The organism is Aquincola agrisoli (assembly GCF_036621135.1).
GTDB classification, from domain to species: domain Bacteria; phylum Pseudomonadota; class Gammaproteobacteria; order Burkholderiales; family Burkholderiaceae_C; genus Aquincola; species Aquincola agrisoli.
Window position 1 is genome coordinate 111,895 of the sequence record NZ_JAZIBG010000036.1, and the last position, 26,569, is coordinate 138,463.

Annotated in this window: 24 protein-coding genes; 18 read left to right on the top strand and 6 right to left on the bottom strand. The window is 67.4% G+C overall.

All coding sequences use genetic code 11. The features are described 5' to 3' along the window. Positions 1-9: 9 nt before the first annotated feature. The 16 genes from V4F39_RS17170 to V4F39_RS17245 all read left to right on the top strand — a co-directional run bounded on the left by V4F39_RS17170 (position 10) and on the right by V4F39_RS17245 (position 17,482). Positions 10-1,797, top strand: coding sequence for a TadA family conjugal transfer-associated ATPase (locus V4F39_RS17170; RefSeq protein WP_332290950.1), 1,788 nt, complete (start codon positions 10-12; stop codon positions 1,795-1,797). A gap of 6 nt (positions 1,798-1,803) precedes the next feature. After that, positions 1,804-2,661, top strand: coding sequence for a type II secretion system F family protein (locus V4F39_RS17175; protein WP_332290952.1), 858 nt, complete (start codon positions 1,804-1,806; stop codon positions 2,659-2,661). Positions 2,662-2,678: 17 nt separating this feature from the next. Further along, positions 2,679-3,602 (top strand): type II secretion system F family protein, encoded by a 924-nt coding sequence (locus V4F39_RS17180; RefSeq protein ID WP_332290954.1) that lies wholly within the window; start codon positions 2,679-2,681, stop codon positions 3,600-3,602. Positions 3,603-3,649: 47 nt separating this feature from the next. Continuing rightward, a complete protein-coding gene (locus tag V4F39_RS17185; RefSeq protein ID WP_332290956.1) occupies positions 3,650-4,717 on the top strand; it encodes a hypothetical protein in 1,068 nt (355 codons plus the stop codon). Between the two features lie 81 nt (positions 4,718-4,798). Continuing rightward, complete coding sequence (locus V4F39_RS17190; protein ID WP_332290957.1) at positions 4,799-6,061, top strand: DUF192 domain-containing protein; 1,263 nt, start codon at positions 4,799-4,801, stop codon at positions 6,059-6,061. Then, a complete protein-coding gene (locus V4F39_RS17195) occupies positions 6,052-7,653 on the top strand; it encodes a polymorphic toxin-type HINT domain-containing protein (RefSeq protein ID WP_332290958.1) in 1,602 nt (533 codons plus the stop codon). The genes V4F39_RS17190 and V4F39_RS17195 overlap by 10 nt, the downstream gene beginning before the upstream one ends. A gap of 8 nt (positions 7,654-7,661) precedes the next feature. Beyond that, positions 7,662-8,978: a DUF6630 family protein gene (locus V4F39_RS17200; RefSeq protein ID WP_332290959.1), complete on the top strand. Its 1,317-nt coding sequence runs from the start codon at positions 7,662-7,664 to the stop codon at positions 8,976-8,978. An 8-nt stretch (positions 8,979-8,986) separates the two neighbouring features. Continuing rightward, positions 8,987-9,586: a DUF1444 domain-containing protein gene (locus tag V4F39_RS17205; RefSeq protein ID WP_332290960.1), complete on the top strand. Its 600-nt coding sequence runs from the start codon at positions 8,987-8,989 to the stop codon at positions 9,584-9,586. Beyond that, positions 9,583-9,786, top strand: a complete 204-nt coding sequence (locus V4F39_RS17210; RefSeq protein WP_332290961.1) for a hypothetical protein — start codon at positions 9,583-9,585, stop codon at positions 9,784-9,786. The genes V4F39_RS17205 and V4F39_RS17210 overlap by 4 nt, the downstream gene beginning before the upstream one ends. Then, positions 9,783-10,382 (top strand): hypothetical protein, encoded by a 600-nt coding sequence (locus V4F39_RS17215; RefSeq protein ID WP_332290962.1) that lies wholly within the window; start codon positions 9,783-9,785, stop codon positions 10,380-10,382. Before V4F39_RS17210 ends, V4F39_RS17215 begins: the two co-directional genes overlap by 4 nt. Before the next feature lie 132 nt (positions 10,383-10,514). After that, on the top strand, positions 10,515-11,561 hold the full coding sequence (locus tag V4F39_RS17220) for a hypothetical protein (protein WP_332290963.1): 1,047 nt from the start codon (positions 10,515-10,517) through the stop codon (positions 11,559-11,561). A gap of 34 nt (positions 11,562-11,595) precedes the next feature. Next, complete coding sequence (locus V4F39_RS17225) at positions 11,596-13,281, top strand: DNA/RNA non-specific endonuclease (RefSeq protein WP_332290964.1); 1,686 nt, start codon at positions 11,596-11,598, stop codon at positions 13,279-13,281. Continuing rightward, positions 13,274-14,128 (top strand): hypothetical protein, encoded by an 855-nt coding sequence (locus V4F39_RS17230; RefSeq protein WP_332290965.1) that lies wholly within the window; start codon positions 13,274-13,276, stop codon positions 14,126-14,128. The genes V4F39_RS17225 and V4F39_RS17230 overlap by 8 nt, the downstream gene beginning before the upstream one ends. 50 nt (positions 14,129-14,178) lie before the next feature. Next, a complete protein-coding gene (locus tag V4F39_RS17235; RefSeq protein ID WP_332290966.1) occupies positions 14,179-14,376 on the top strand; it encodes a hypothetical protein in 198 nt (65 codons plus the stop codon). Further along, entirely contained in the window at positions 14,373-14,741 is a 369-nt protein-coding gene (locus V4F39_RS17240) for a hypothetical protein (protein WP_332290967.1), read from the top strand. Before V4F39_RS17235 ends, V4F39_RS17240 begins: the two co-directional genes overlap by 4 nt. Continuing rightward, complete coding sequence (locus V4F39_RS17245; protein WP_332290968.1) at positions 14,741-17,482, top strand: DUF6531 domain-containing protein; 2,742 nt, start codon at positions 14,741-14,743, stop codon at positions 17,480-17,482. The genes V4F39_RS17240 and V4F39_RS17245 overlap by 1 nt, the downstream gene beginning before the upstream one ends. A gap of 10 nt (positions 17,483-17,492) precedes the next feature. On the opposite strand, the gene lnt is transcribed toward V4F39_RS17245, so the two are convergent. Next, on the bottom strand, positions 17,493-18,989 hold the full coding sequence (gene lnt, locus V4F39_RS17250; RefSeq protein WP_332290969.1) for an apolipoprotein N-acyltransferase: 1,497 nt from the start codon (positions 18,987-18,989) through the stop codon (positions 17,493-17,495). Between the two features lie 281 nt (positions 18,990-19,270). Here lnt and V4F39_RS17255 point away from each other — a divergent pair, with 281 nt between their 5' ends. Beyond that, positions 19,271-20,323 (top strand): hypothetical protein, encoded by a 1,053-nt coding sequence (locus V4F39_RS17255; protein ID WP_332290970.1) that lies wholly within the window; start codon positions 19,271-19,273, stop codon positions 20,321-20,323. 58 nt (positions 20,324-20,381) lie between these two features. Here V4F39_RS17255 and V4F39_RS17260 read toward each other — a convergent pair whose 3' ends face one another. Continuing rightward, the gene (locus V4F39_RS17260) at positions 20,382-22,496 is read right to left on the bottom strand and encodes a TonB-dependent receptor family protein (protein ID WP_332290971.1); all 2,115 of its coding nucleotides are present in this window, start codon (positions 22,494-22,496) and stop codon (positions 20,382-20,384) included. Positions 22,497-22,719: 223 nt separating this feature from the next. Here V4F39_RS17260 and V4F39_RS17265 point away from each other — a divergent pair, with 223 nt between their 5' ends. Beyond that, positions 22,720-23,079, top strand: a complete 360-nt coding sequence (locus V4F39_RS17265) for an HPF/RaiA family ribosome-associated protein (protein WP_332290972.1) — start codon at positions 22,720-22,722, stop codon at positions 23,077-23,079. Positions 23,080-23,082: 3 nt separating this feature from the next. Here V4F39_RS17265 and V4F39_RS17270 read toward each other — a convergent pair whose 3' ends face one another. The 4 genes from V4F39_RS17270 to V4F39_RS17285 form a co-directional block, all read right to left on the bottom strand. Beyond that, on the bottom strand, positions 23,083-23,478 hold the full coding sequence (locus V4F39_RS17270; RefSeq protein ID WP_332290973.1) for a DUF779 domain-containing protein: 396 nt from the start codon (positions 23,476-23,478) through the stop codon (positions 23,083-23,085). 29 nt (positions 23,479-23,507) lie between these two features. Then, the gene (gene azu, locus V4F39_RS17275; RefSeq protein ID WP_332290974.1) at positions 23,508-23,969 is read right to left on the bottom strand and encodes an azurin; all 462 of its coding nucleotides are present in this window, start codon (positions 23,967-23,969) and stop codon (positions 23,508-23,510) included. Positions 23,970-23,992: 23 nt separating this feature from the next. Continuing rightward, on the bottom strand, positions 23,993-24,538 hold the full coding sequence (locus tag V4F39_RS17280) for a pentapeptide repeat-containing protein (RefSeq protein ID WP_332290975.1): 546 nt from the start codon (positions 24,536-24,538) through the stop codon (positions 23,993-23,995). 127 nt (positions 24,539-24,665) lie between these two features. Beyond that, positions 24,666-26,543 carry a methanol/ethanol family PQQ-dependent dehydrogenase gene (locus V4F39_RS17285; protein WP_378234981.1) on the bottom strand — a complete coding sequence of 626 codons (1,878 nt, stop codon included), beginning with the start codon at positions 26,541-26,543 and terminating at the stop codon, positions 24,666-24,668. Positions 26,544-26,569 lie beyond the last annotated feature (26 nt).

Consider the following 26,569-nt stretch of genomic DNA (forward strand, 5'->3'; position numbering starts at 1 on the left):
AACACCGCCATGCTGCAGATCGAAATCACCGGGCCCGACGGTCGCGTGCAAGTCATGCAGGCACCCGACGAAAGCGTCATCGGCAAAGGAGCGAGCAACGAGGTCCGGCTGGATAGCTGGCGTGTTGCGAAGGAGCACGCGCGGCTCTTTGCAACGCCGGCAGGCGTGCTGCTCGAGGACATGGGCAACGCCTTCTCGGGCGTCCAGGTCAATGGCCGCCGCATCGATACCCAGCATGGCCCGCTCCAGCCCGGCGACCTCATCGGCATCGGCCCTTTCAAGCTCCAGGTGACTTGGCTGCCGGCACCGGATGACGGGTCGGCGCGGGCAGCCTCGCCGCACAGCCGTTCGAGCACGGCGGCGCATCGCAACCAGGTGGCGGCGCAGGACATCGCGCAATCCCGTCAGCGTGCAGAACGGGCAGCGGCCCAGGCGCAGGCCCAGCGACCACCTCGTACGGATCCCGCGTCTGACGGCTATCCGCTCGTGCCGGCGCCCCAGCCGCAGCGGCAACAGCTCGAATTCGAATGGCGCCGCCGCCTGCATGGCCGCCTGCTCGAGACCATGGACCTGCGTCGGCACGACATCTCGGCCATGACCGACGAACAGCTGCGGGGAGAAACCGACGCACTGATCGGCAGCCTGATCGAGCAGCTCAAGTCCGAGATACCGGCCGAGCTCGACCACGGGGTGCTGCGCCTGCAGGTGCTGAACGAAGCCGTCGGCTTGGGCCCGCTGGAGGAGTTGCTTGCAGATGAGTCGGTGACCGAAGTGATGGTGAACCGCTTCGACGAGATCTATGTCGAGCGGGCCGGCCGGCTGCAGCGGCACCCGATGAGCTTCACCGGTGACCGCACCGTGATGGGCGTGATCGAGCGCATCGTCGCGCCGCTGGGGCGCCGGATCGACGAATCGTCGCCGATGGTCGATGCGCGCCTCAAGGACGGCTCGCGCGTCAACGCGATCATCCCGCCACTGGCGTTGAAGGGCCCGACGCTCACGATCCGCAAGTTTGCGAAACACAAGCTCGGGTCGGACGACCTCGTGCGCTTCGGCTCGCTCAGCCCCGACATGGCCGAGTTCCTGCGGGTGTGCGTCGCATCGCGCAAGAACATCATCGTCTCAGGTGGTACCGGGTCGGGCAAGACGACGCTGCTCAACATCCTGTCGAACTTCATCCCGGCCGGCGAGCGGGTGATCACCGTCGAAGACGCGGCCGAACTCCGGCTGCACCATGAGCACCTGATCAGCCTGGAGTCTCGGCCCTCCAATGTCGAAGGCAAGGGCGCCATCACGATCCGCGAGCTGGTTCGCAACACCTTGCGCATGCGGCCGGACCGCATCGTCGTGGGCGAATGCCGGGGTGCCGAAGCACTGGACATGTTGCAGGCGATGAACACGGGCCACGAAGGCTCGCTGACCACGCTGCATGCCAATACGCCGCGCGACGCGCTGGCCCGGCTCGAGACCATGGTGTTGATGGCCGGGATGGAACTCCCGCTGGTCGCCATCCGCGAACAGATTGCGTCCGCGGTGGACGTCATCGTGCAGCAGACCCGGTTTGCCTGCGGCAGCCGCCTCGTCACCAGCATCACCGAACTGACGGGCATGGAGTCCGGAAAGATCCAGGTGCAGGAGCTGTTCCGCTTCGACAACCAGGGCTATGGCGGCCCGGGTGGCCGGGTGCGCGGCAGCTTCAGCGGCTGCGACATGGTGCCCAGCTTCTACGAGGAACTGCGTGCTGCCGGCATGCAGCTCGACATCGGCATCTTCAAGCCGGCAGGCGTGCAGCACTAAGCGGCCATGGAAGACAACAACCTGCTCCTGCTGACTGGCGTGGTGGCGATCAGCGCCGCGATGCTCGTGTGGTTCGTCATCGATGTCGGCACCACGACATTGGCGCGTTACCGCGCCAGCTTCACGGAACGCACCAGCTTCCAGGCGCGAGAGTTCTTCCTCTTCATCGATCCGCGCAAGCTGTTTGTCTTCAACCTCGCGCTGATGGTGCTTGGCGCCTTGGCGCTGTGGTTGCTGACGGGCAGTGCGGTCCTCGCGATTCCGGCGTTCTTTGCGCTGGCCTGGGTGCCGCGCATGCTTTACGCCTGGATGCGCAAGCGGCGCCTGCAGCAGTTCGAGAGCCAACTGCCCGATGCCTTGATGATGCTGTCCGGGGGTATGCGGGCCGGTGTGGGGCTGAACGCCGCCATCTCGCAGTTGGTGCGCGAATCACAGCCGCCGCTGAGCCAGGAGTTCTCGCTGATGCTGCGTGAACAGCGGCTCGGGGTGACGGTGGAGCAGAGCCTCGGCAACCTGAACCGTCGCGTCCCGACGCAAACCACCACGCTCGTCGTGTCGGCCCTGCGCATCGCCTCGGAAACCGGCGGCAGCCTGGCCGAGACGCTGGAGCGTACCGCGCACACCATCCGCAGCCGACTGCAGATGGAGGGCAAGATCGGCGCGCTCACCGCGCAAGGCAAGCTGCAGGCGTGGGTCGTCGGTCTGCTCCCGATGGTGTTGATGTTCATCCTCAACCGCATGGAACCGGAAGCCATGTCCATGCTGTGGAACACCCGGATGGGTTGGGGCGTGCTGGCGGTCATCGCCTTTCTCGAAGTGATGGGCGTCTACGTGATCCGCAAGATCATCGCGATCGACGTCTAGCCATGGCAGGAGACCGCTTGATCTCGCCCGACGTCGCCATCTACCTGTTTGCTCTGGCGATTGGCCTGGCCGCCGCATTGGTCGGCTGGCTGGTCAGCCGCTCCGTCTCCGACGTGCCGCAGGAGGACCGGCAGTACAAGGACCCGCCGCCGCTGGGCTTCAGGTTGATGTGGTTGCCGGTTCAATGGGTCAGCCATCACATCGGCGCGTTCGTGTCGCAGCGCTCGCGGGAGCAGACCGCATCGAAGCTGCGCAAGGCGGGGCTGGACTATGCGCTCAGCCCATTGCAGTTCGTCGCCGCACGTTGGGTGGCGGCTTGTTGTGCGGCTGCCGTGGGCTGGTGGGTGCTCGGATCGTTCGACAACCCCACAGGCGCGGCTGCGCGGCCGGGCATGTCGGGCGCCGCATACTGGCAGGCCGCACTGGCAGGCGCGGCGATGGGCTGGGCCTATCCCGGCATCTGGCTGCGCGACCGGCTCGAGGCGCGGCGCCGCGAGCTGCTCAAGACCTTGCCGTTCTACCTGGACATCATCACGCTGTGCGTCGAGGCGGGGCTCAACTTCCAGGGGGCGATGGGCCAGGCCGTTGCCAAGGGACCCAAGGGAGCGCTGCGCGATGAGTTCCAGCGCGTGCTGCGTGATATCCGTGCTGGCAAGGGCCGGGCCGATTCGCTGCGGGCCATGGCCGATCGCCTCAGCGAGCCCAGCGTGACCAGCTTCATTGCCAGCGTCATCCAGGCCGAGAGCATGGGCATGAACCTCGGCCCCGTGCTGCGGGCGCAGGCCGACCAGCGGCGTACCGAGCGCTTCCTGCGCGCCGAGAAGCTCGCGATGGAGGCACCAGTGAAGATGCTGCTGCCGCTCATCGCCTTCATTTTTCCCTGCACGTTCATCGTGCTGTTCTTCCCGATCGTCATGAAGTTCATGGCGTCCGGCATCTGAGCCGGCGCCTGTGTGGCGGACCTTGTTTCTCACCAACCTTGATTCTCATGACAACAGTCGACCTGTCCCTTGTGTTCCGGCCGTGCCTTCGCCTGTGTGCCGCTGCTGCGCTGGCCGCCATGGTCTCCGCGTGCGGCGGAGGCGGAGGTGAAGGCAGTGGCTCCGATGGGGAGCCGAACGCCAGCACCGTCTTCGCCGCACCGTCCGGGGCGCTGTGCGCCGCGAAGGATGACCGCGGCCACTGCCTGCAGCCGACGGCCAGCGCGGTGACGGCGGAGCAGATGCTGGCCGTGCTCAACGATCCGGAAGGGCCGCAGGTCAAGTTCGAGGGGGTTGGGCAGGTGCTGGGGGGCGCGTGGCGAGTCACCTCCGGGGAGATCCCCGAATACACACACTACACGTATGACCTGGCACGCAAGACTATGGTGATCGGCCGCCACCGGGTGGAGATGGACGGGGAGGTGTATCGCTTCAAGGAATTCGACGGCGAGCGCAAGTACAAGTACGTCAACGATGCCAATACGGGCCTCGTGGAACTGACGCTGTTCAGCGAGGAAGTGCTGACAGTTCTGCGGTCGACCGGTGCAGGCTATGTCACCGGCAGCATTACCACCGGGATAACGTCTGAAGTAGACGACGAGGTCTGGCTGGGTGAGGTCGGACTGCTCACCGACAGGGCAGACGCCGTCACCGGCGACGCCGTGCGATACAAGGGTGTCATCTTTGCCCTCGCCGGGCCGGGTACGCCCATACCGCTGGCTGAGGACAATTTTTACTACAACGCCACATCCGACGGCTGTGAGATCGACCTGGAGTTCAACGCGGTCACCGGCGTGCTGCGGGCCGACCCGACGGCGTGTGCGCCAACCGGCGTGCAATTCACGTTGGCTGAGAACCCCGCCTTCGAGAATTCGGAGCCCAAGCTCAAATCGTCAGACCGCAGCACGGGCGTGGTGACCTATTACGCCAGCCGCAACCTCGACGACCCGATCGTGAGCCTCCCGTTCGGAGCGACCAAGTTCGACGGCGCATTCTTTGGCCGGGGCGCCAAGCGCCTGCACCTGAGCGGCAGCGACGCCAACGGCAGCTTCTACATCAAGGCCGAGCGCCAGTAGACCTTCCCGGGATGCGGCTGGCCGCGGCGCCCGTGGGCGCGCGGCCAGCTTCGCCCTTTCCGTCTCTCCAGAACGACGCCCATGTCTCCAGACAGACAGGCCGATCCCGGCCATGGCCTGGCCATTCGCGTGGCCGATCGCTTCTTTGCGCGCTTCAAAGGCTTGATGCTCAGCCCACCGCTGGCGGCGCACGAGGCGCTGCTCATCACCCGCTGCAAGAGCGTGCACACGGCGTTCATGCGGCAAGCCATCGACCTGGTCTGGCTCGATGCACGGGGCCGCATCGTGGGCTGCGCGCCGCGGCTGGCGCCGTGGCGTGTCGGCTTCGGCGAGCGGGGCGCCGTGCAGGTGCTGGAACTGGCCGCTGGCAGCATTGAGCGCCTCGGTTGGCGCGTGGGTGACGTGATCGCCTTGCCGCGGGCCGTGCCGCCGGCATCACCGCGCCCGCTGCGCCGGCAGCAGGGCTCGGCGATGCTGGAGTTCGTCTTCGCGGGCCCGCTGCTCACGGGCATGGGCCTGGCGGTGCTGCAGTACGGCATGCTGTTCTTCGCGAAGAACCAGTACAACCATGCCGCGTTCATGGCCTCGCGCGCGGGTTCGATGGCGAATGCCAGCCTCGACAGCGTGCGCAACGCCTACGCCGAAGCGCTGGTGCCGGCCTACGGCGGCGGGCGCAATGCGATGGAGCTGGCCGCCTCGCAGCTCTATGCGCGCGATGTCATCAACGGCACGAACCTCAGTGGGCGCAATGCCGACAGCGAGGGCCGGGTGCCGCCCGGGGCGGTGCGCATCGAGCTGCTCAACCCCACGCGAGAGAGCTTCGAAGACTGGAACGACCCCGCGCTGCAGGAACGCATCGGCGGTGGCCGGCGCGTGATCCCGAACACCGGGCTCAGCAGCAACGCGGCCGCCACCGTGAAGGGCAACTCGGGTCAGAACCTTCAGGACGCCAACCTCATCAAGCTGCGCATCACGCACGGCTATGAGCCCAAGGTGCCGCTGATGGGCAACCTGTACGCGCGCATGCTGAGCTGGCTGGATGCGGGCAACGACGGCTTCCACACGACGCTGGTCAACGCGGGGCTGATCCCCGTGGTCACGCACGTGACCTTGCAGATGCAAAGCCCGGCGATCGAGCCGGACAACCCGGTCTCGTTGCCGGGACTGGGCAACGGCGGGGCGCCGAGCGATCCGGGCGATCCGCCGAGCGTGACCGATCCGCCACCCCAGTGCAGCACCTTCGGGTGCAGCGGCGGCGGATCGGGCGGCGGCGGATCGTCCGGCGGTGGCGGCAGCGGCCAGGGCGGCGGTGGCTCCGATGGCGAGGAGCCGGCATGTCCTTGAACAACACGGCGGGGCGTGCCGTTCGCAGCCTGTGGTTGTGGTGGCTGATCGTGGTGATGGCGCTCGTGCCGCTGATGCAGGCGAAGGCAGACCCGCTCGCGGTCGGTGGGGCGGCTGGAGTGGGCACGAGCGCGACGGCCGGCATGTGCCGTCCGCAGACGTGTTTTGCGAACGAGGCTGCGAAGCGGGATTACGCGGCGCGCAACAACTGCTGGTTTGCGGAGGATGTCTGCGAGGGCCCGCGAGATGATGCGCCGCCGCCGGACGCGGACAGGGGTTTCTGGGGCCGCATGTGGGATGGCGTCAAGTCGGGGATGACGCAGGGCTACCAGTTCGTCAAGGGCCTGGTGGCCGGGATGAAGGACCAGGTGGAAGGCCTGATCTCGCTGGTCACCGATTTCGGCGACATCCTCGACGGCCTGATCGCATTGGGCAAGGCCTTCGTCAACGACCCGGAAGGCACGCTGCAAAAGCTGGCTGAGCTGATCGGCCAGGAAGTCGTCGACACCATCCGCCGCGCCACGCAGTGCGGCGCCTACGACACGGGCAAGGTGATCGGCGAGAACGTGAGCCCGGTGCTGGTGTTGAAGCTGGCTGGCAAGCTGGGCAAGTACGCTGGCGACCTGGGCCGTGCGGTTCGAGAGACCAAGCATGAACTGGGCTGTGCCAGCTTTGCAGCGGGCACGCCGGTGCACACCGATGCCGGGACATTGGCCATCGAGCAGATCGTGGCCGGCCAGTGGGTGCGCTCGCGCCATGACGGCGAGTTCTCGGACGCGTTGCAGAAGGTAAGCCGAACCTTCGGGCGCACTGCGCCGTACTACCACGAGTTGCGGACCGAAGCCGAGCAACTGAAGGTCACCGATGAGCATCCGCTATGGTTGCAGGGCAGGGGCTGGACGCCGGTCAAGGACATTCGGCGTGGTGACGTGGTGGCCGCGATCGGCGGCGATGTCACCGTGCTGGCCAACGAGCGGGTGGACCGCCCGCTGCAGGTATTCAACTTCAGCGTCGAGCATACGCCCAGCTACTTCGTGGGCGAGGGGGTTTGGGTTCACAACTCGAAATGTGCCCTGCACGAGCGTTGGGACGAGCTGGACAACAAGCACAAGGGGTTTGCTGCTGAACTGGAAGTTGCTGCGCTGCTGGAAGCAAAAGGCTACACCCCTGTCGGGAAGACGTTCAATATCCGAGATTATCCCGATGTGGAGACTGCATTCCGTTCCTGGGATGGTCAAACAGGAATCGATGGCATCTATAAGAATGCACGCGGGGAATACATAATTATTGAATCCAAGGGGAAGGGAACCTTTGTCAAGGATGAGGTGGAAGGGTGCAGGGACAGGCTATGTGGCACCCAGTTAGACGGTCGGCAATTGAGTATGGTCTGGACTCAGCGGAGACTGGAGAAGCTGATCCCTGACGTTGGAGAAAGAAGGCGTATTCAGTTCGGTCTTCAAAATAACAGTGTCAAAAGAATATACGCCCAAACTGACGGGAATAGAACGATTTTTCACGAAGTTTTAACACCTTTAAAAAACGGCGAGCCAAATTTGATGGACGCTGTGATTGGAGGGCTGTGGCAGCCATGACTATGAGGATGAATAGCTTTTCGAGTGAGCTTGCGGGGAGACTTCTCTGCGATGTTGAGGGGACCTTGTTATTTTATAAGAGGGAGTTTCCTGGTGTGGAAAATGCGGAGGGTGCCAAGAATACGCGCCGGACTTACGTCAACTTGGCCGGCAAGCGGATAAGCATCAAATACATCTCTGGATGTCCGTTGGATGAAATGCAGGCGTTGGTCAAGGAGTCACTGCAGGAAGTGAGTGAGATCCAGCAATGGATTCAGCGGCACGTTCCCCGGCACCCTGATGATCATGTGCTGGTCAACCGACCGCTTTACGGCTTGGACGAAGCCCTTGCCTGGTTGCTGCACGTGTTTTGCCTGCTTCCTGATCGGGCGGACACGGTGGCAGTGGTTCGGCTGTGGCGCCCTTTGCCGAACGATGGAAATGCCCTGATCGACCACTTCTGCCTCGTCCTTGATCCGGAGTACCGGCCGCTCACGCCAATCGATTCGAAGAGGCCCCAACATACCCGGACTTTTCCGGTACTCGCCGCCATCGCGTGCCCGCCCGCCGAACGCGCGCAGGCGCTGGCCACGCACATGAACGGCCGGAACAAGCTGATGGCTCGCTGCGTGGGCTGGAAGCCGAACGTGACGGAGACCTACGACGCCTATCCGTACATGGCCTATGACGTGGCCCTGGCGGTCTGCCTGTACGACATCGACGACAGCAGCTTCCGCGACCACGACAGCTACCCGCGTGACCTTGTCGATCACTACCGCGCGCACTGGCGCCATACCCGCGACGCGGACCGCCCGATCGCGATGGACAGCGGCTTGCCGCCGATGGAGCTGGCTGTCTCCCCCAAGGCAGACCTGTCCAAGAGCAAACGCAAGGGGATCGCTCGTTGGGTGGAACTGGTGTGCGACGGGGACGACAGCGCAGCCGATGCGGTGTTGGAGCAGATTGGCAAGCCGCGCAAAGTCGAGGATCTGTGGGAACTGACCTGCGCACTGTCCGAGCAAACGCCACCGCAGGCGATTCATGCCGACGTGCGTGATGACGAGACCTTGGTAGCGCAGGCAGGTGAACTGTGCATCGCTCGCGCCGAACTGGGCGGTTTCGAGGCCCCGGAGGGGCCCCCGCATGGCGGCATCCGTTGTACCGCTGCACTGCGTGCGCTCGACGGCTGGGCTCGCGCGCGCGGCTACCGGTTGATCGACCTCGACGGGCAGGACGATGCCTGGCACGCCGTGCTGGTGCGCGAGATCTACGCCGCAGAGTTGCTGACACTCAGCCAAAGCCTGGGCCTCGTTGCGCGCGACTCCCGGCAGACCTACACCGACTGATCACCATCATGTTCAACAAGCTTTTCAAGAAGAGCCCGGCCGCGGCCGCCGCCCCACAATACAGCGCAGGCTGCCTGCTGCCTCGCATCAAACACATCGCGTTCTTGCAGGCGTTGCGCGATGCTGGTGTGCCGGCCGAACAGCAGCCGGCGACCTCCGCGCTGTGCGGCGAACTGCTGGTGACCTACGCATTCGACCAGCCCGAGCAGTTCGTGATGGCGACTCCGGGGCTGCTCGCGCGCACCGGCATAGCGCCGCAAGACGCCGCCGCCGTGGCGCTGACCAACCTGCGGCGGCAACTGCCCGAGCCCAAGTACTTCATGAAGGGCGGCTGCATCGCGGCCTACACCGGTGGCGGACTGGAGGCGACGCTATTGCTGCTGGACGACTTGTGGCTGGATCTCCAGCCGCGGTTTCGCGGGGACATCGTGGTGGCAGCGCCGCACCGCGACCGGCTGCTGATGTGCGACAGCGGCGACACGCAAGCACTCGCCACGCTGAGGGACGACAGCCGCCAGTTCCTGGCCGAAGCGGATGATGGGCATGGCTTGTCTGCACAACTGATGGTGCGTCGTGGTGGGCGCTGGCAGTTGCTGGACGCGTCATGACGGCGACCAGCTACGTTCTCGGCAACCTGCTCGGCCGCCTGGTGGCGAGCTGGGTGATCGTGTGGCTGGTGTGCTGGGTGTTCTCGCGCTTTGACTGGCGCGTGGCGCTGCGGCGCAGCCGGCGCTGGCCGGCCTGGCTGGCAGTGGCGGTGCTGTTTGCGCTTGGCCTGGGGCAACTGTTCGGCAAGGGCGCGTCATGACAAACGCAACAAGGGATGCTGGCAACCGTCGCCAGGCCCTGCGGCGGCTGGCGACGGCGATGTGCGCAGGCGTGGCGGCCCCGGTCATCGCGCAGGACAAGGCGCGAGCGCTGCGCGAGATGCAGATCCACCGTGTCGAGGCGCTGGGCCTGGAGATTTGGGTGGAGAACCAGCCACCGTGGGAAACACAATTGATCCAGGGCAAGAGCCTGCCGGTGTTCGCGGCACAGAGCCCGGATCACTACCACCCGCCATCGGTGATGACCTGGGTGAGCCATGCTAGGGCGCAGTCGCCCGGCGAGTTGTTCCCCGCCATGGCCCTGGGGGCGATCCGGGCGGCTGCGCAGAACTACGGGGCGCCCAAGGCCGTGTGGCGGGCACTGTCGCCGGTGGAGGCCCGGCACGGGCTGCTGCAAGGCTTCGAGGCCACGTTTGCAGGCAAGGCGCAGGGCGATGCGGTGGACGTGCGGGTGTTCATCGGCCAGTCGCCTGGGCGGTTTCCGGTGGCGATGCAGGCCTACACGCTGCGCGGCAAGCTCGATCACCTCGACGAGCCGATCCGGCGCTCGTGGGGCAAGGTGAAGTACCTGGGCTGATGGCGCTGGCCCAGGCTTGTCTAGACATTTGTTCCCGATCGTCATGAAGTTCATGGCGTCCGGCATCTGAGCCGGCGCCGGTGTGGCGGACCTTGTTTCTCACCAACCTTGATTCTCATGACAACAGCCGACTTGTCCCTCGTCTTCCGGCCATGCCTTCGCCTGTGTGCCGCTGCTGCGCTGACCGCCATGGTCTCCGCGTGCGGCGGAGGCGGAGGTGAAGGCAGTGGCTCCGATGGGGAGCCGAACGCCAGCACCGTCTTCGCCGCACCGTCCGGGGCGCTGTGCGCCACCAAGGACGATCGCGGCCACTGCCTGCAGCCGACGGCCAGCGCGGTGACGGCCGAGCAGATGCTGGCCGTGCTCAATGATCCGGAAGGGCCGCAGGTGAAGTTCGAGGGCGTGGGGCAGGTGCTGGGCACGGTGTCGCGATCCGTTGGCACTGCCATTCAGCACTTCCAACGGACGTACGACCTGGCCCGCAAGACCGTGGTGATCGGTCGCCAGCGTGTGGAGATCGATGGGAAGGTGTATCGCTTCACGGAGTTCGACGGCGAGCGCACCTACAAGTACGTCAACGATGCCAACACCGGCGGGGTGGAACTGGTGCTGTTCACCGAGGAGGTGCTGGCGATCACCGAATCCACCGGCACGGGCAGCACCACCGGCAGCGTTCCCCACTTGGTCGTTGAGGCAGACACGACGGTCTGGGTGGGCGAGATCGGCCTGCTGACGGACAGGGCGGACGCCGTCACGGGCGACGCCGTGCGCTACCAGGGCGTCGTGTTCGCCATCGGCGGACCGGGCACACCGTTGCCGGAGGGCAATGGCGGCCAGTACCTCAATGGCACGTCCAATGGCTGTGACATCACGCTCGAATTCAACCCGGTGACGGGCGTGTTGCGGGCCGAGCCGACATCCTGCGTTGGCTCCGGCGCACAGTTCACGCTGGCGGATGACCCTGTCTTCGAGAATTCGGAGCCCAAGCTGAAGTCAGCGGCCCGCAGCACCGGCGTGGTGATCGGGCACGCGTTCAGTGATCCGGATGACCCGACGGTGAGCGCCACGTTCGGAGCGACCAAGTTCGACGGCGCATTCTTTGGCCGGGGCGCCAAGCGCCTGCACCTGAGCGGCAGCGACGCCAACGGCAGCTTCTACATCAAGGCCGAGCGCCAGTAGGTCGCCAGCCGCCACCACTGCCTGCGCGCCCCGCATGGAGCGGGGCTTGCGCCGCCATTGTCAGCAGATTCAAGCCTTCGCGGATTTGCTGCCTTTGTCGGCCGCAGCGCCTCCCCGCCTCAATCTGAACGTTCCTTTCATGTACCCAAGAAGCCCGGATGCGCTGCTCGCTGGCTCGGCCCGCCGGGTGGCCGCCCCAACCGGAAGTGCCATGCGCAGCCTGTGGCTGTGGTGGCTGGTCGCGGTGATGGCGCTCGTGCCGCTGATGCAGGCGAAGGCAGACCCGCTCGCGGTCGGTGGGGCGGCTGGAGTGGGCACGAGCGCGACGGCCGGCATGTGCCGTCCGCAGACGTGTTTTGCGAACGAGGCTGCGAAGCGGGATTACGCGGCGCGCAACAACTGCTGGTTTGCGGAGGATGTCTGCGAAGGAAAACGCACAGACCAGGAATCCAGTGCTGCTTCCTATGGACGCAGCTTTTTCAGCGGATTGATCGATGGTTTTCTACAGCAGGCAGTGGACCTGTGGGAGCTGATTGCAAACCCCCTGGAAACGATCAACGGCTTGATCGAGATCGGAAAATCGTTCTACAGGGATCCTGAAGGGACGTTGCAGGCCATCGGTGAAATGTTGGGCGCCGAGGTGCTGGACACCATTCGTCGAGCAACGCAGTGCGGTGCCTATGACACGGGCAAGGTAATCGGGGAAAACGTCAACCCTGTGGTCCTGTTGCGCTTGGGAACCCGACTGGCCAGGTATGGTGGGCGGCTGGAAGACGCTGTCCACGCCACGAAGCGTGATTTCGGTTGTGCGAGTTTCGCGGCCGATACGTTGATTCTGACGCCGCAAGGGGCCCTGCCCATCAAGCAGCTCCAGGTCGGGCAACAGGTGTTATCCCGCGACGAACGGGAGTTCTCGGATGGCCCGCAGGCGATCGAACGCGTATTTCGACGAACAGCGCCGACCCACAGGATATTGCTCACGGAATCGCAGCAACTGCGCGTGACCGATGAACACCCTCTGTGGGTACAGGGGAAGGGCTGGGTTGCAGCGGAGCAGGTGCAGATCGACGACGTGCTCGCCGCTCGGCACGGGGACGAACTGGTTCGTGGCAACGACGTTGTGCCCAGGTCGCTGGAGGTGCACAACTTCAGCGTTGAGAAGACACCGAACTACTTTGTCGGCGAGGTCGGCATATGGGCCCACAACGCCCGGTGCGATCCATCGGTGCCCCGCACAACCGTCGAGGTAAACGTCGTCAACGGACGCGCGCCTGAGTTGAACGATCCCAAACCGAATACCACCTACCGCGTGAACGGGGGGCAACAGGTCTTCGAAGTGGACGAATTGGGCCGTACCACGAAAGCGGAGGCCACCATCACGGAGCATACGCTCGACGCCACGCTACGCAATTGCTACCAGCAGCGGAAAGCGGTTTCTGTCTGCGAAGGCATTCAAGGTGACGACGGCGGGCATATGATTGGCCACAAGTTGGGCGGTGTAGGTGAGCGGGTTAATATATTGCCGCAACTTGCTTCGGTGAATAGGGGTGAGTGGAATCGTATGGAGCGGGAGTGGGGCCGGCTTGCTGCCGATGGGAAAACCGTCAAGGTGACCGTCGTGCCTATTTACGGGTCGGGTGAGGCCAGAAGGCCTATTCGCTTCGAGGTACAGTACGTGGTGGATGATGTGGTTTTTAGAAAGGTCTTTAACAATGAATGATGCATTGCTTCTTAACGTCGTTGACGATGCGCTGACATACTGCCCTACGAACCTCGGTCATGTGCAAATTCATGCTGAGTGGTACTGCTCTGGGGTGCAAGTGGGTCCTGATATCAGTTATTTTGACGTCTCTGGAGGGCGGATCAAAGACGGTTTGGCGGTGGACAAAAGAAGCTCTATAAATCGGCGTCTTGAAATGTTTTTTGGTGATAATAGCTTGGAAAATCACGGAATATTATTGCAGGACGGCGCTACTGCAAATTATTTTATGATGAGAATATGGCCAAATCGCAAGTATGAGTTGGATATTCGTTGTGACCGCGATTTGGACAGACGTAGGCAAGAATTGCTCCGTGCCGAGTTAAGCCCCGCGGAGTTCGATGAGTACTTGAGGGAAACTGAAGAATATTTGGCTCGACGGCGTCAGCGCATGGATCGTAAAGCGGGTGAAATTTCTGAGCATAAACCCCTTGTGCTGAGAGAATCGGATGAACGACCAACGCCGCCGCAACTCTTCAGCGCTATTGTTCAGCAAGTCCAACAAGACGCACCGGCGGACTGGCAAGAACTGGTGATCGACGGCGAGGTCTGGACAGAGCCGAATGCCCAAGGCAAACCCCAGACGCATATCGACGCACATTTCTGGGCTCGCACTGCCGACGGGCAATTACGGCAGGTAAATCCCAAGAATGTGTTCGGGCCGATGAATGCACTGCAAGCCTTGCAAGGCTGCTGGTTCAAGGACGACGGCACACCGTGGCGGCGTATTCGCATCACTTTTGCTCAAGGGGCTTCCAGCGTCGATGTCGACTATGAGCAGCCCGGCCCGCCGCCCGCTACGGCGTGACGCTGGCTGTCCCTGGATGAAGAGTCCCTGGAAGAAGAGGATCTGAACGCATGACGACTTACATCGCAGGCAACCTGCTGGGCCGCCTGGTGGCGAGTTGGGTGATCGTGTGGCTGGTGTGCTGGGTGTTCTCGCGCTTTGACTGGCGCGTGGCGCTGCGGCGCAGCCGGCGCTGGCCGGCATGGCTGGCGGTGGCGGCGCTGTTTGCGCTTGGCCTGGGGCAACTGTTCGGCAAGGGCGCGTCATGACAAACGCAACAAGGGATGCTGGCAACCGTCGCCAGGCCCTGCGGCGGCTGGCGACGGCGATGTGCGCAGGCGTGGCGGCCCCGGTCATCGCGCAGGACAAGGCGCGAGCGCTGCGCGAGATGCAGATCCACCGTGTCGAGGCGCTGGGCCTGGAGATCTGGGTGGAGAACCACGGGGTGCTGCAAGGCTTCGGGGCCACGTTTGCAGGCAAGGCGCAGGGCGATGCGGTGGACGTGCGGGTGTTCATCGGCCAGTCGCCTGGGCGGCTTCCGGTGGCGATGCAGGCCTACACGCTGCGCGGCAAGCTCGATCACCTCGACGAGCCGATCCGGCGCTCGTGGGGCAAGGTGAAGTACCTGGCGTGATGCGTTGGCTGGTTTGGATGCGCCACTGGCTTGTCGCACTGGCGGCCGCCTCGCTGGCTCAGTTGGCCGGTGCGTGGCCCACCACCGTACTCGAGCAACCGCCGTCGGCGCCAGACGCTTGCGCGCTGTTGCCAGTGGCGGCGCTGTGCCCTGGCTCGGGCCCGGCGGTGCTGGGCGCCATGCCGGGCACGCAGGCGATGCTGGGCGACGCCGTCAACCTGGTGGACGGCAGCCTGCGCTGGCGGGAAACCGATCTGCCGGCGTTGCCGGGCGTGCTGGGCCTGGAGATCGTGCGCCACTACCGCAGCGACGCGGCCGGGCGCGTCGGCGCACCGGCCGTTGAAGATGCGCTGGGCCGGGGCTGGCGCCTGAGCTACGACACGCGGTGGCGCCGCGGCCCGGCCGGGCTCGAGATCGAGCAGGCCGATGGCCGCGTGCTCGTGTTTCAGCGGGAAGCCTCGCGCCCCCGTCGCTGGCGGGCCGCACAGGCGGAGTTCGGCGAAGTAGTGCTGCACCCCACGCCGCGCGGCGACGAGCCGGTGTGGCACTGGCCGAACGGTCGGCAACTGCGCTTCGCCGCCGGGGGCTGGCTGGAGCAGATCTTGGCGCCGGGCGGCGGGTTCGTCCGCCTGCAGCACGACCGCGACGGCCGGCTGGTGGCGGTCACGGATCCGCAGGGCCGCAGCCTGCAGCTTCGGTACGAAGCCACGGGCGAAGACGCGCGTGGTGTGCCCGTGGTGCGCCACATCGACAGCCCGGTCGGGCGTTTCAGCTTCGAGTACCAGCCTGTGGCCGGCGACGTGCGGTTGCTGGCCAAGGCGTCGTGGCCCACGCAGTACGACGCCGCGCGACGGCCGCATGCCTTCGCGAACCGCGTCGAAAGCCTGAGCGCCGCCGCTCGCCTGTATCACCACGAGGATCGGGCACACCCTGCGCGCCTGACCGGGGTATCGCACCAGGCGCAGCAGGGGAAGGGGCAATGGACGTCGCAGCGCCTGCAGCGCTGGGCGTTCGATGCGCAGGGTCGCGTGTCGCACATGGAAACGACGCTGCCGGCGCAGCAGGGCCGGTGGGCTCTGCGATGGTCAGCCCCGCCCGAAGGCGATGTGCGGGGCGTGGCCGTCGAAGGCGGGTGGCATGGCGAGGCGGCGCCTGCCGAACGATGGACCAGCCGGCACGAGGCGGGCGCGTGGCGCGTCGTCGAGCGGCTGCAGGGGCGCGCCGACGCAGAGCGCCGCCTGTGGCGCTACGGCCCGGCCGGTGAACTGGTGGGTGAACGCAGGCAGCGCGGAGGCCGGGAACTCGACATTGCGGCCACGCGGGATGCCTTGGGCCGGCTGCGGCAGGTGCGGCTCGTGACGCGCGCGCCCCCCATCTGGCCCCAAACCGCATCGCGCGCGCAGGTGGCGGATCTGGCGTTCGACGGTAGCAGTGCCCGGCCGGCCCGGTTGGCATGGACGAGCACGGTGGCAGGCCGGCGTGCCGAGATCGCGCTGCACTACGGCCCGGCCGGCCAGCCCGTCCGGCTGGACATGGCCGGCTTTTCGCCGGTGGATGGCGAGCCGCTGCGGCAAGGCTGGCGCTGGCGTTATGACACCCAGCAGGGCTCCGACGTGCTGGCCGGCTGGTCGATCGCGGCGCCCGGCGCGCTGCTGCACGAGCATGTGCTGGAGCACGACCTGCAGGGCCACCGGGTGACCGCGATCGTCGCTTTGCCGGGCGGCGACGGGCGCTGGGAACTGCAGGCGGACGCCGTCGGTCGCGTGGCGGGCTGGGTCGATCCAGCGGGCGTGCAGACCGCGGTCGACTTGTCGCCCCGAGGGGAGTGGCTGGCACTCAGGCGCGCGGGCCTGCCGGTGCCGATCGACCCCCCGGCGCTGCGGCCACCGCCCGCCATTGCCGGCCCGGCCGACGAACTGCTGGCCATCGCCGGGCGGATGGCCTGCGATCTGGCCGCCACCGACTGCGACGACTTCGGACGGCCCGTGCGCGATGCGCAGGGCACGCGTGCCTTCGACGCGGCAGGCCGGCTCGCCTGGTCGCGGCAGGCCGACGGCAGCGAGACCCGGTACCGCCGCGACAGGCTGGGCCGGGCCGTGCGCGTCGACCACCGCAGTCCTGGGCGGGAGCCCACGGTCGAGCACTTCCTGTACGACGGCGCCCGCCGTATCGCCCATGCGCGCGTCGCGGGTGGCCGCATCGAGGCCGAGGGTGTCCGGTTGGACGCTGCCGGGCGGCCCTGGGTGCAGGCCAGCCTGCGTCAGGGCCTGGCCGTGCCGTTGACGCGGGCATGGCGTTACCACCCGCAGGGCGGCGTGTCGCACACGTACCTGCCGGACGGCTTGGCCGTGCTGCATGCGCCGGCGGCCGAGGCAGGCTTGCCATGGCCGGCCGTGAGCGTTCGGCATCCCGATGGTTCGACCGAGGCGTTCCCGCTGCGACCGGGGCAGGTGTGGCGTTGCGACGCGGCCTGCGACGACCTGCCGCTGTTCGACCTCGACGCGCAGGGCCGCGTCGCAGCCCATCGCGTGCGTCTGGATGCGCGGCACTGGTTCCGGCTCGAGACCGCGCACGCCGGCGCCGGAGCGGTGGATGCCAGCGGGGCCTGGTCGGCCGTGCGGTCGGCCGACGGGTGGGTGCGGGCGGGTGCGTGGTTGAAATCGTGGTGGCAAAGCCCGGAGGTGACGGGTGCCGGCGGCGCCGCGCCGCCGCTCGCGTGGCGCGTCGCGCCCTGGCGCTGAGCAGCCTCCGTCAAGCCCGCCGCGGGCGCCGGGCGGCCGCTCCCAGCACCAGCGCCGCGCAGATCATCAGCACCGGCCACTCGCGCCATCGCGTCAGAGGCGTTTGCCCCTGCATGCCTTGCACGCTGCCGGCCAGCACGGCTTCCTGCTGCAGCGGCAGCGCGCGCAGTACGCGGCCGCGCTCGTCGATGTGGGCAGTGATGCCAGTGTTGGCCACCCGCAGCACGGGCCGACCGGCTTCGAGGGCGCGCATGCGCGCGATCTGGTGCCGCTGCGCGATGGCGGCGCTGCCGTCGAACCAGGCGAGGTTGCTGGGGTTGATCAGCACCGATGCCGCCTGCGGCCCCGCGCTGGCCCAGCGCAGCGCTTCGCCTGAACCCAGTTCTTCGTGGCAGATCAGGGTGCCGATGCGCTGGAGCCAGCCGTCGTGTTCGAGCACGAACGGTGGTTGGTCCGGTGGACCGGGCGTCAGGTCTTTCAAGGCGATGTCGAGTTCGTTGCCGAACCAGCCGAAGCCGGCCGGGTCGTACTCGCCGAACGGCATCAGGCGCACCTTGTGGTACTGCTGCCAGACAGCGCCGTGGGGCGGTACGTGCACCACGCTGTTGTGGCCCCGGCCTTGCGCCGAGGTGGTGGCGATGCCCAGCATCACATGGCTGCCGCTGCGCTCGACGAAGCCGCGCAACTCGGCAACGGCGTCGGCCGGCAGGTCGGCGAGCATCACGGGCAGGGCGGTCTCGGGCGTGACGACCAGCGTGGCCGCTTGTGTCGTCAGCGCGTGCAGGCTGCGGCGCATCTGCGCGGCCTGCGTCTCGGCGCGGAACTTGTCTTCCTGCGCGACATTGGTCTGCACCAGTGCATAGCGCATGGGCGTGCCGAAGGGCTGCACCCACGCCATGGACTGCAGCAGCGCCCCGGCGGCGGCAGATGCCAGCGAGACGGCCCCGACCTTCCACAGCCGAGCCCCGGGCGCGGTAGCCGCCCATGCCAGGCCGGCGGCAATGGCCAGGCCGACGAGGCTGAGGGCGTACACCCCGGCCACCGGGGCCAGGCCTGCCCAGGGTGTGTCGATCAGCGCATAGCCCAGGGTCAGCGATGTGAAGCCGTTGAACGGCACGCCGCGGGCCATCTCGCCCAGGACCAACAGCGCCGGCAGCGCCGCCCAGGCCCCACGGCCCGTGCGCTGCCGAAGCGCACCCCAAGCCAGGCAGGGCACGGCGGTGAACAGGGCCAGGTACAGCACGAACAGCAGCGTGGCCGCCGCTGCGGCAGGCACGGGCACGCCCGCTTGGCGATGCAGCGCCTCGTAGGCCCAGCCGTGGCCCGTGAGGTGCAAGCCGAGCCCGAACGCCAGCCCGGCCAGGCCGGCCGACCCGACATGACGCGTACGTGCCGCGCAAAGCGCCAGCACGGCATAGCCTGCAATGGCAACGTGCCACCAGCCGGACGGCGCCCAGCCCAGCGGCGCGGCCGCGCCGGCCGCAGCGCACGCCGCCAGCCATGCCATCAGCGGGAGGCCGCGGCCAGATGGATCCGATGCAGGCACCGCGGGTTTCATGTATCAGAGCGATACAAAAAGGAAACAGTCATGGCTCAGCCTGGCGATTTGTGTTGATATCCCATTGTCGATTGCCCCACGGCCACTCGACGACGTATCGACGGCGCTGCTGCCGTTGTCCATCCGCCATCCCTGTCTGCTTCTTCGATCGTCCTGAAGTCCGATCGAGGCACCCGGCGTGCAAGCCGGCGCCGGTCCGGCGAGCCTGACGTTCTTCTTTCGTTACCGTTATGACGATCCGTGTTGCCCGCTCCACCCTCCGTTCCGCCGTTCCGCTGTTGGCCGCAGCTTCGCTGATCATGGTGGTCAGCGGCTGCGGTGGAGGGGGTGGCGGTGGTGATGAAGCTCAGACAGGCGCGGCGGCCAACACCGTCTTCGCCGCTCCCTCCGGGGCGCTGTGCGCCGCCAAGGACGAGCGCGGCTACTGCCTGCAGCCGACCGCCAGCGTCGCGACGGCCGCACAGATGCTGGCGGTGCTCAACGATCCCAACGGGCCCCAGGTGAGGTTCGAGGGTGTGGGGCAGGTGCTGGGGTTCGCCTGGCGCTCGCCCGGCGGCGGTCTCTTCGATGTGTATCGCCAGACCTACGACCTGGCCCGCAAGACCGTGGTGATCGGTCGCCAGCGGGTGGAGATCGATGGCGAGGTGTATCGCTTCACCACGTTCGACGGGACGCGCACTTACAAATTCGTCAACGACGCCGACACCAGCGACGTGGAGGTGGTGCTGTACACCGACGAGGTGTTGTCGATCGTGCAGTCGGCCGCGGTCGGCCAGACCGTTGGCAGCGTCTCCCAGGTGGAGGGCACGGCCTGGAAGGGCGAGATCGGCCTGCTCGCCGACCGGGCGGACGCCGTCACCGGCAACGCCGTGCGCTACAAGGGCGTCATCTTCGCCCTCGGCGGGCCCGGCACGCCCATGCCCGGCGGCCATGGCGGTCAGTACCTCGACGGCACATCCAACGGCTGCGACATCACGCTGGAGTTCAACGCGATGACCGGCGTGCTGCGGGCCGAGCCGACGCCGTGCACCGGCACCGGCGTGCAGTTCAACTTGGTGGAGGAGCCGACTTTCGACCGTTCCGAATCGCAGCTGAAGTCGGCACCCCTCAGCACCGGCGTGGTGACGGGGGCCGCCATCAGCGATGCGGAAGACCCGGCCGTCAGCGCCACCTTCGGGGCGACCAAGTTCGACGGCGCCTTCTTCGGCCGGGGCGCCAAGCGCCTGCACCTGACCGGCAGCAACGCCAACGGCAGCTTCGTCATCCAAGCCGAACGCCAGTAGCGTCCGTCACCTGGCGCGCCGCGCCACCGCGCGGCGCGTGGACGGCCCCGCCAGCGCCCTAGAACCGGTAACTCGCCGTCGCCCCCACCGCCCAGGTGCGCCCGGGCGCCGGCTCGTAGAAGCGCTGGTTCGATTCGTTGACGATCACCGAGCCGACGTAGGCCACGTCGAACAGGTTGTCGATGCGTGCGAACTGGCTGAACTGCCAGCTGCCCACCTTCTGCTCGAAGCCGCCGCGCAGGTTGGCGATCACGTAGCCGGCGGCCGAGGCGGTGTTGGTGTCGTTGGCGATCAGCCGGCTCGCCGCACGCACCTCGGTGGCGCCACTGAAGCCGCTGCCGGCGTGCTTCCAGCCCAGCTCCGCGAACAGCACGTGCCGCGGCACGCCCGGAATGCGCTTGCCCGACAGGTCCACGCCCGCGGGCGTGACCAGGTCGCGGTAGGTGGCCAGCGTCTGCGTGTAGGCCATCGTGGCGTTGAAGCCGTGCGGCAGGGAGGCGTCGAGCGACAGCTCCACGCCCTCGCGCTTGGTCTTGCCGGCGTTGGCGTAGATGGTGCGGCCACCCGACGATCCGGCCGAGACCAGCTCGTTGCGCGTGTCGGCGCGGAACAGCACGGCCGTGGCGCTCACCGCGTTACCCAGCCTGGCCTTCAGCCCGGCCTCGTAGTTGCGGCTGGTCGCGGCCGACAGATCGAAGTTCAGCCCCGGCTCGCCGCCCGGGCGGTAGGCCAGTTCGGCGAAGGTGGGGGTCTCGAAACCGCGGCCGAGCGAGGCGAAGAGGTGCAGGTCGGGCGAGACCTCGTGCAGCACGCCCAGCACCGGGCTCGTGCGCGCGTACCGGGCGCTGCCGCTGTCGTCGGGGTTCTGCGCGGTGATGAAGCGGTCGTCCGATTTGAAGCGCACCACGCTGTGGCGCAGCCCGCCCGAAAGCTTCCACCCCGGCGCGATGCGCCAGTTCGCGATGGCGAACTGGTCGAAGTTCGACACGGTGTCGATCTCGTTGCGCCGCGGGTCGCCGGTGACGCCGGCGTTGTTGACGAAGCCCTGCCGATGCTCGCGCATGCGGTCGTAGGCGATGCCCACCGTCAGCGTGTGACGCTCGCCGGTGTAGCGCCACTGCAGGCCAGTGCCCGCGAACTCGCGGTCGAGGTCGACGACGCCGCCCGACGACGTGGGGCCCTGGTTGGCCACCGGCAGCCCCAGGTGCTGGGTAAGTTGCCGCTGCCCGCCGTACACGCTGGCCTCCAGCGCGCCGCCGGCCACCTGCGGCTGGCGCCACACCACGCCGCCCTGCTGGTGCTTGATGCTCTTGCGCGTGTTCTGCGCGACCGCGTTCGTGCCGGCCTGCCGCGGGTCGTCCTTCAGCTGCGCGGCCGTCAGCCCCAGCGGGTCCTGCGTGTCGGGCTGATCGAGCAGGTTGGCGATCACCACCACGCTGCCGCCGCCCGACAGCCCCAGGCGCAGCCGTGCGTTGGCCAGGTCGCGCCGCGCGGCGCTGTGGTCGCGCCAGCCGTCGGTCTCGAAGCGCGAGACGTTGCCGGTGGCGCCGAAACTGCCGCTCGCGACGCCGAATCGCACGCCGGTGCGCCAGGTGCCGTCGCTGCCGCCCATCACGCTGCCCTCGACCATCGGCGAGCGCGGCGCGTCGTCGCCGATCACGTGGATCACGCCGCCCGAGGCGTTGCCGTACAGCGCCGCGAAGGGGCCGCGCAGCACCTCGATCGATTGCGCGCCGTCCAGGTCGAGCAGCGCGGTCTGGCCCTGGCCGTCGGGCATGGTGAGCGGGATGCCGTCCTGGATCAGCCGCACGCCGCGCACGCCGAAGGTGGCGCGCGCGCCGAAGCCACGCGACGAGACCTGCAGGTCCTGCGCATAGTTCTGCCGGTTGCTCACCACGAGGCCCGGCACGCGGGCGACGCTCTCGGACAGGTTCACGCGCCACTGCTGGCTGCGCAGGGTGTCGCTGTCGACGGTGTCGATCGAGGCGGCGACGTCGAACGCGCGCTCCGGGGAGCGGGTGCCGGTGACGACGACCGATTCGACCGCCTGCGCGGCCGCCGGCGAGGGCAGCAGCGCGGCGATCGCGATGGCGAGCGCGCCTTGCGACAACGGCAGGGCGCAGGGGGCGGGGCGGCGGCGCGCCCGGCGGGCGGCGGCGCGGAGAACGGACATGCTTGTCTCCATGAGGATCGGCCGGGGTGAGCGCCGGTCAGGCGGCTTCCTCGGCTCGTGTGAGCGGGAAATTGAAGGCCGGCCGGAGGTTATCGCAAAGAGGCCGCCAAACGGTACGGGATTCTGTCCTTCGGTACGGCAGGGCCTTGGCTGACAAGCGGTGCGGAACCCTGGCGGCGCGCGGCGGTCCGACCAGCGTGCATCACTCGGAGAAAGCAAGTCCATGCAGGTTCAACTGAACACCGATGACCATGTCCAGGGCGAGGAATCGCTGGCGGCCTGGGCCGAGGGCGAACTCACCGAGAAGCTCAAGCGCTTCCGCGACCACCTCACACGCGTCGAGATCCACCTGAGCGATGCCTCTGCCGCGCGCGAGGGCGCCGCCGACAAGCGCTGCAAGCTGGAGGCCCGGCTGGCGGGCATGCAGCCGATCGTCGTGAGCCACGATGCCGCGAAGGTGGCCGAAGCCTTCCTCGGGGCCGTGGGCAAGCTCCAGCATGCGCTCGACACGGCCGTGGGCCGGGCGCGCGACGCCCATGGCCGCGAGTCGATCCGCGGCGCCGCGGAAGGGCCCGCGGGCTGAACGTCAACCCCGCCCGGCCTGCGTGGCCGGGCGGACCGGCGCATGGGCCTCCAGCCAGGCCCACTCGTCGTCGCTGTAGAGGCGCGAACGGGTGAGGAAGCGCAGGCCGTGCGGCCCCTCCAGCGAGAACATGCCGCCGCGCCCCGGCACCACGTCGATGGTGAGCTGGGTGTGTGCCCAGTACTCGAACTGCGACGCGCTCATGTAGAACGGCACGCCGCCGATCCGGCCCAGCAGCACGTCGCTGCCGCCCAGCAGCAGGTCGCCCTCGGGGTAGCACATCGGCGAGCTGCCGTCGCAGCAGCCGCCCGACTGGTGGAACATCGGCGGGCCGTGCAGGCCCCTGAGCTTGTCGATCAGCGCCAGCGCTGCGGGCGTGGCTGTCACGCGTTCGACCATGGCTGTCTCCTGCGGCCTGAGGCGGCCGTTCAACCGAACACCAGCTTGCCCTTCATCACCGACCAATGGCCGGGGAAGGAGCAGAAGAAGGTGTAGTCGCCGCCCTTGGCGAGCCTGTCGGTCGAAAAACTGATGCGCGTGCTGCCGCCGCCACCGATCACGGGCGTCGAGGCGATCACACGTTCGTCGCCCGGCTTCACGTAGGCCGACGCGGCGCCGGCGTTCATGCCGGCCAGCGCCACCGCGCGTGCGGCGGCCGTTTCGGTCAGCACCCAGTTGTGGCCCATCGCCGAGACGGGCAGTGTGCCGCTGTGCTTGAGCGTCAGGTCGACGGTCTTGCAGTCGGCCGCCACCTTCAGTTCGGCCTGGTCGAACTGCATCTGGTCGTTGGAGCTGATGGTGAGGGCGCAGGTCCTGGCCTGCGCGGCGGCCGTGGCGAGCAGCAGGCAGGCCGCGGCGGCCGCCGATCGGAAGGGGTAGGAACGGGTCATCGTGGGGTCCTTGGGAGGGGGTGTCACCAGTCGGCCGGGCAGCCGGTGCAGCCGTCGAACTGCGCTTCGGAGAACACCGCGAAGCGCACCTTGGTGCCGCGCAGCGAGGCGTTCTTGAAGCTGGCGGCGCTGAACTTGGTTTCCTGCGCGTCGGCGGCGTCGAGCACCGCGCCTTCGTAGCGTGTGCCGACCGACCAGGCGCCCGACAGGTTGGCGGCGGTGAGGTCGGCGCGCGTGAAGTCGGCCTTGCTCATGCGGGCCGATTCGAAGTCGGCACCGGTCAGCTTGGCATCCACGAAACGGGCCTGGGCCAGGTAGGCCTTGCCGAACTGCGCCGCAGGCGCCCTGGCCCCGGTGAAGTCGGCGCCGACCAGGTTGGCGGCCCGCAGGTCGGCACGGCTCAGGTCCGCGCCGCGGAAGTCGGCGCCCTGTAGGTCGCGGCCCACGAGGTCGGCGAAGCGCAGGTCGGCGCCTGCGCACTGGGCCTTGGGTCCCGGCTGGCAGGCCGCCTGCGCGGCAGCGGCGAGCGCGAAACCGCAAGCGCACAAGAGGGATTGGATGATGGTCACAAGGCAGCTCCAACACAGTGGCTTCGCCGAGGCTCGGCCGGGATCCGGCAGCCACCGCGGATCCGGCTTCGCCGGTCCGCTGGTGGCGCCCCCTCGAGGGGGTGCGCCGAAGGCGCTACGGGGGTGGTCAAGATTTCGGCAGCTTGAAGACCCAGAACGAGCCGCCCTGCGTGACGGTCTTCGTCAGGTCGGCCATGTCGCCGCCCCACAGCGGCACGGCGCCGCCGTAGCCCGAGGCGATGCCGATGTACTGCTCGCCGCCCTGCTCCCAGGTGATGGGGATCGAGATGATCCCGGAGCCGGTCTGGAACTTCCACAACTCCTTGCCGTCCTTGGCATCGAAGATCTTCACGTAGCCGTTGGACGTGCCGGTGACGACCAACCCGCCCGCGGTGGCGAGCGTGCCGGCCCACAGCGGGTAGGTCTCCTTGTGCTCCCAGGCGATCTTGCCGGTCTGAGGGTCGAGCGCACGCAGCGTGCCCACGTGGTCGTCATGCAGGCGCTTGATGCGAAAGCCCATGCCCAGGTAGGCGGAGCCCGGCTTGTAGGCCAGGTGCTCGGCCCAGTAGTCCATGCCCCAGTGGTTGGCCGCGATGTAGAAGAGGCCCGTGTCGGGGCTGTAGCTCATCGGGTTCCAGTTCTTGCCACCCAGGAACGGCGGCGACACGAAGACCGACGGACCCTTGTCCTGCCCTTCGGCCGGCTGCCTGGGGCGCTGGCCGTCGTTCTCGATCGGCCGGCCGGTCTTCAGGTCGAAGCCCTTGGCCCAGGTGATGCCGTCGACGAACGGGTAGGCGGCCAGCAGCGCGGTGGGCTTGTTGGGGTAGCCGCTGCCGGTGGCGAGCTTGTCGACGTCGGTGACGAAGAAGAAGCCGTTGCGGTCGGCGTGGGCGCCGGCCTTGACGGTCTTGCCGCTCTTGTCCTTGTAGTCGAACAGCACGATCTCGTTGTTGCCCGAGAAGTCCCAGGTGTCGTTCGGCGTGTGCTGGAAGAAGCCCTTCAGCTCGCCGGTGGAGGCGTCGACGTAGGCCTGGCCGGAGGTGAACAGGCTGTCGTACTTCTTCGGGTCGCCGCCTTGCGGCGTGCGCAGGTTGCCGTTCCACGGCGCGGGGTTGCCGGCGCCGATCACGATGGTGTTGGTCTCGGGGTCGAACGACGCGCTCTGCCAGGGCGCGCCGCCGCCCTGGCTCCAGGGCTGGGCCTTGCCGGTGGCGCTCTTCGCGTCGTCGGGCCACGAAGGCGCCTTCCTGTCGCCGGTGTAGGTGCTCGGCTGGCCGTTCAGGCGGCCCTGGTGGCCCTCCACGAGCGGGCGCGCCCACACTTCCTCGCCCGTCTCCGGGTCGCGCGCGAAGAGCCAGCCCACCACGCCGAACTCGTCGCCCGAGCTGCCGTGGATCAGCAGCACCCGGCCGTTCTTTTCCTTCACCAGCGTGGGCGCGCCGGTCATCGTGTAGCCCACCTTGTGGTCGCCGAACTTCTTGTTCCAAACGACCTTGCCGGTGTCCTTGTTCAGCGCCACCACGCGCGCATCGAGCGTGCCGAAGTACACCTTGTCGCCGTAGATGGCGGCTCCGCGGTTGACCACGTCGCAGCAGGGGCGGATGTCGTCGGGCAGGCGGTGCTCGTAGGCCCAGAGCTGCTTGCCCGTCACCGCGTCGAGCGCGAAGAAGCGCGAGTACGAGGCTGTCACGTAGACCACGCCGCCGTGCACCAGCGCCTGGGCTTCCTGGCCGCGCTGCTTCTCGCCGCCGAAGGAGAAGCTCCAGGCCGGCACGAGCTTGCCGACGTTGTTCCTGTCGATCTGCTTGAGCGACGAGAAGCGCTGGCTCTTCGGGCCCAGGCCGTAGCTGAGCACGTCCTTCGGGGTGGCCTGGTCGTTGGCGATGTCGTCCCAGCTGACCGCCGGGCTGTCGGTCACGTCGTTGGCGGCGGTGGCGAACATCGGCGCCGCGCCGGCGAACAGCAGGGCCAGCGCCACGGCGCGTGCGATCGAGGTCTTCTTCATGGGCTTGTCTCCAGTGGATGGGCGAG

Excerpts from the sequence above, each read along its gene's own strand:
- V4F39_RS17285 (WP_378234981.1), bottom strand. The coding sequence starts at position 26,543 with ATGAAGAAGACCTCGATCGCACGCGCCGTGGCGCTGGCCCTGCTGTTC.
- V4F39_RS17255 (WP_332290970.1), top strand. The coding sequence starts at position 19,271 with ATGACGATCCGTGTTGCCCGCTCCACCCTCCGTTCCGCCGTTCCGCTG.
- V4F39_RS17215 (WP_332290962.1), top strand. The coding sequence starts at position 9,783 with ATGACAAACGCAACAAGGGATGCTGGCAACCGTCGCCAGGCCCTGCGG.
- V4F39_RS17185 (WP_332290956.1), top strand. The coding sequence starts at position 3,650 with ATGACAACAGTCGACCTGTCCCTTGTGTTCCGGCCGTGCCTTCGCCTG.
- V4F39_RS17230 (WP_332290965.1), top strand. The coding sequence starts at position 13,274 with ATGAATGATGCATTGCTTCTTAACGTCGTTGACGATGCGCTGACATAC.
- V4F39_RS17245 (WP_332290968.1), top strand. The coding sequence starts at position 14,741 with ATGCGTTGGCTGGTTTGGATGCGCCACTGGCTTGTCGCACTGGCGGCC.
- V4F39_RS17200 (WP_332290959.1), top strand. The coding sequence starts at position 7,662 with ATGAATAGCTTTTCGAGTGAGCTTGCGGGGAGACTTCTCTGCGATGTT.
- V4F39_RS17225 (WP_332290964.1), top strand. The coding sequence starts at position 11,596 with ATGGAGCGGGGCTTGCGCCGCCATTGTCAGCAGATTCAAGCCTTCGCG.
- V4F39_RS17205 (WP_332290960.1), top strand. The coding sequence starts at position 8,987 with ATGTTCAACAAGCTTTTCAAGAAGAGCCCGGCCGCGGCCGCCGCCCCA.
- V4F39_RS17260 (WP_332290971.1), bottom strand. The coding sequence starts at position 22,496 with ATGTCCGTTCTCCGCGCCGCCGCCCGCCGGGCGCGCCGCCGCCCCGCC.
- V4F39_RS17190 (WP_332290957.1), top strand. The coding sequence starts at position 4,799 with ATGTCTCCAGACAGACAGGCCGATCCCGGCCATGGCCTGGCCATTCGC.
- V4F39_RS17210 (WP_332290961.1), top strand. The coding sequence starts at position 9,583 with ATGACGGCGACCAGCTACGTTCTCGGCAACCTGCTCGGCCGCCTGGTG.
- V4F39_RS17240 (WP_332290967.1), top strand. The coding sequence starts at position 14,373 with ATGACAAACGCAACAAGGGATGCTGGCAACCGTCGCCAGGCCCTGCGG.
- V4F39_RS17195 (WP_332290958.1), top strand. The coding sequence starts at position 6,052 with ATGTCCTTGAACAACACGGCGGGGCGTGCCGTTCGCAGCCTGTGGTTG.
- V4F39_RS17265 (WP_332290972.1), top strand. The coding sequence starts at position 22,720 with ATGCAGGTTCAACTGAACACCGATGACCATGTCCAGGGCGAGGAATCG.
- lnt (WP_332290969.1), bottom strand. The coding sequence starts at position 18,989 with ATGGCATGGCTGGCGGCGTGCGCTGCGGCCGGCGCGGCCGCGCCGCTG.
- V4F39_RS17235 (WP_332290966.1), top strand. The coding sequence starts at position 14,179 with ATGACGACTTACATCGCAGGCAACCTGCTGGGCCGCCTGGTGGCGAGT.
- V4F39_RS17175 (WP_332290952.1), top strand. The coding sequence starts at position 1,804 with ATGGAAGACAACAACCTGCTCCTGCTGACTGGCGTGGTGGCGATCAGC.
- V4F39_RS17170 (WP_332290950.1), top strand. The coding sequence starts at position 10 with ATGCTGCAGATCGAAATCACCGGGCCCGACGGTCGCGTGCAAGTCATG.
- azu (WP_332290974.1), bottom strand. The coding sequence starts at position 23,969 with ATGACCCGTTCCTACCCCTTCCGATCGGCGGCCGCCGCGGCCTGCCTG.
- V4F39_RS17270 (WP_332290973.1), bottom strand. The coding sequence starts at position 23,478 with ATGGTCGAACGCGTGACAGCCACGCCCGCAGCGCTGGCGCTGATCGAC.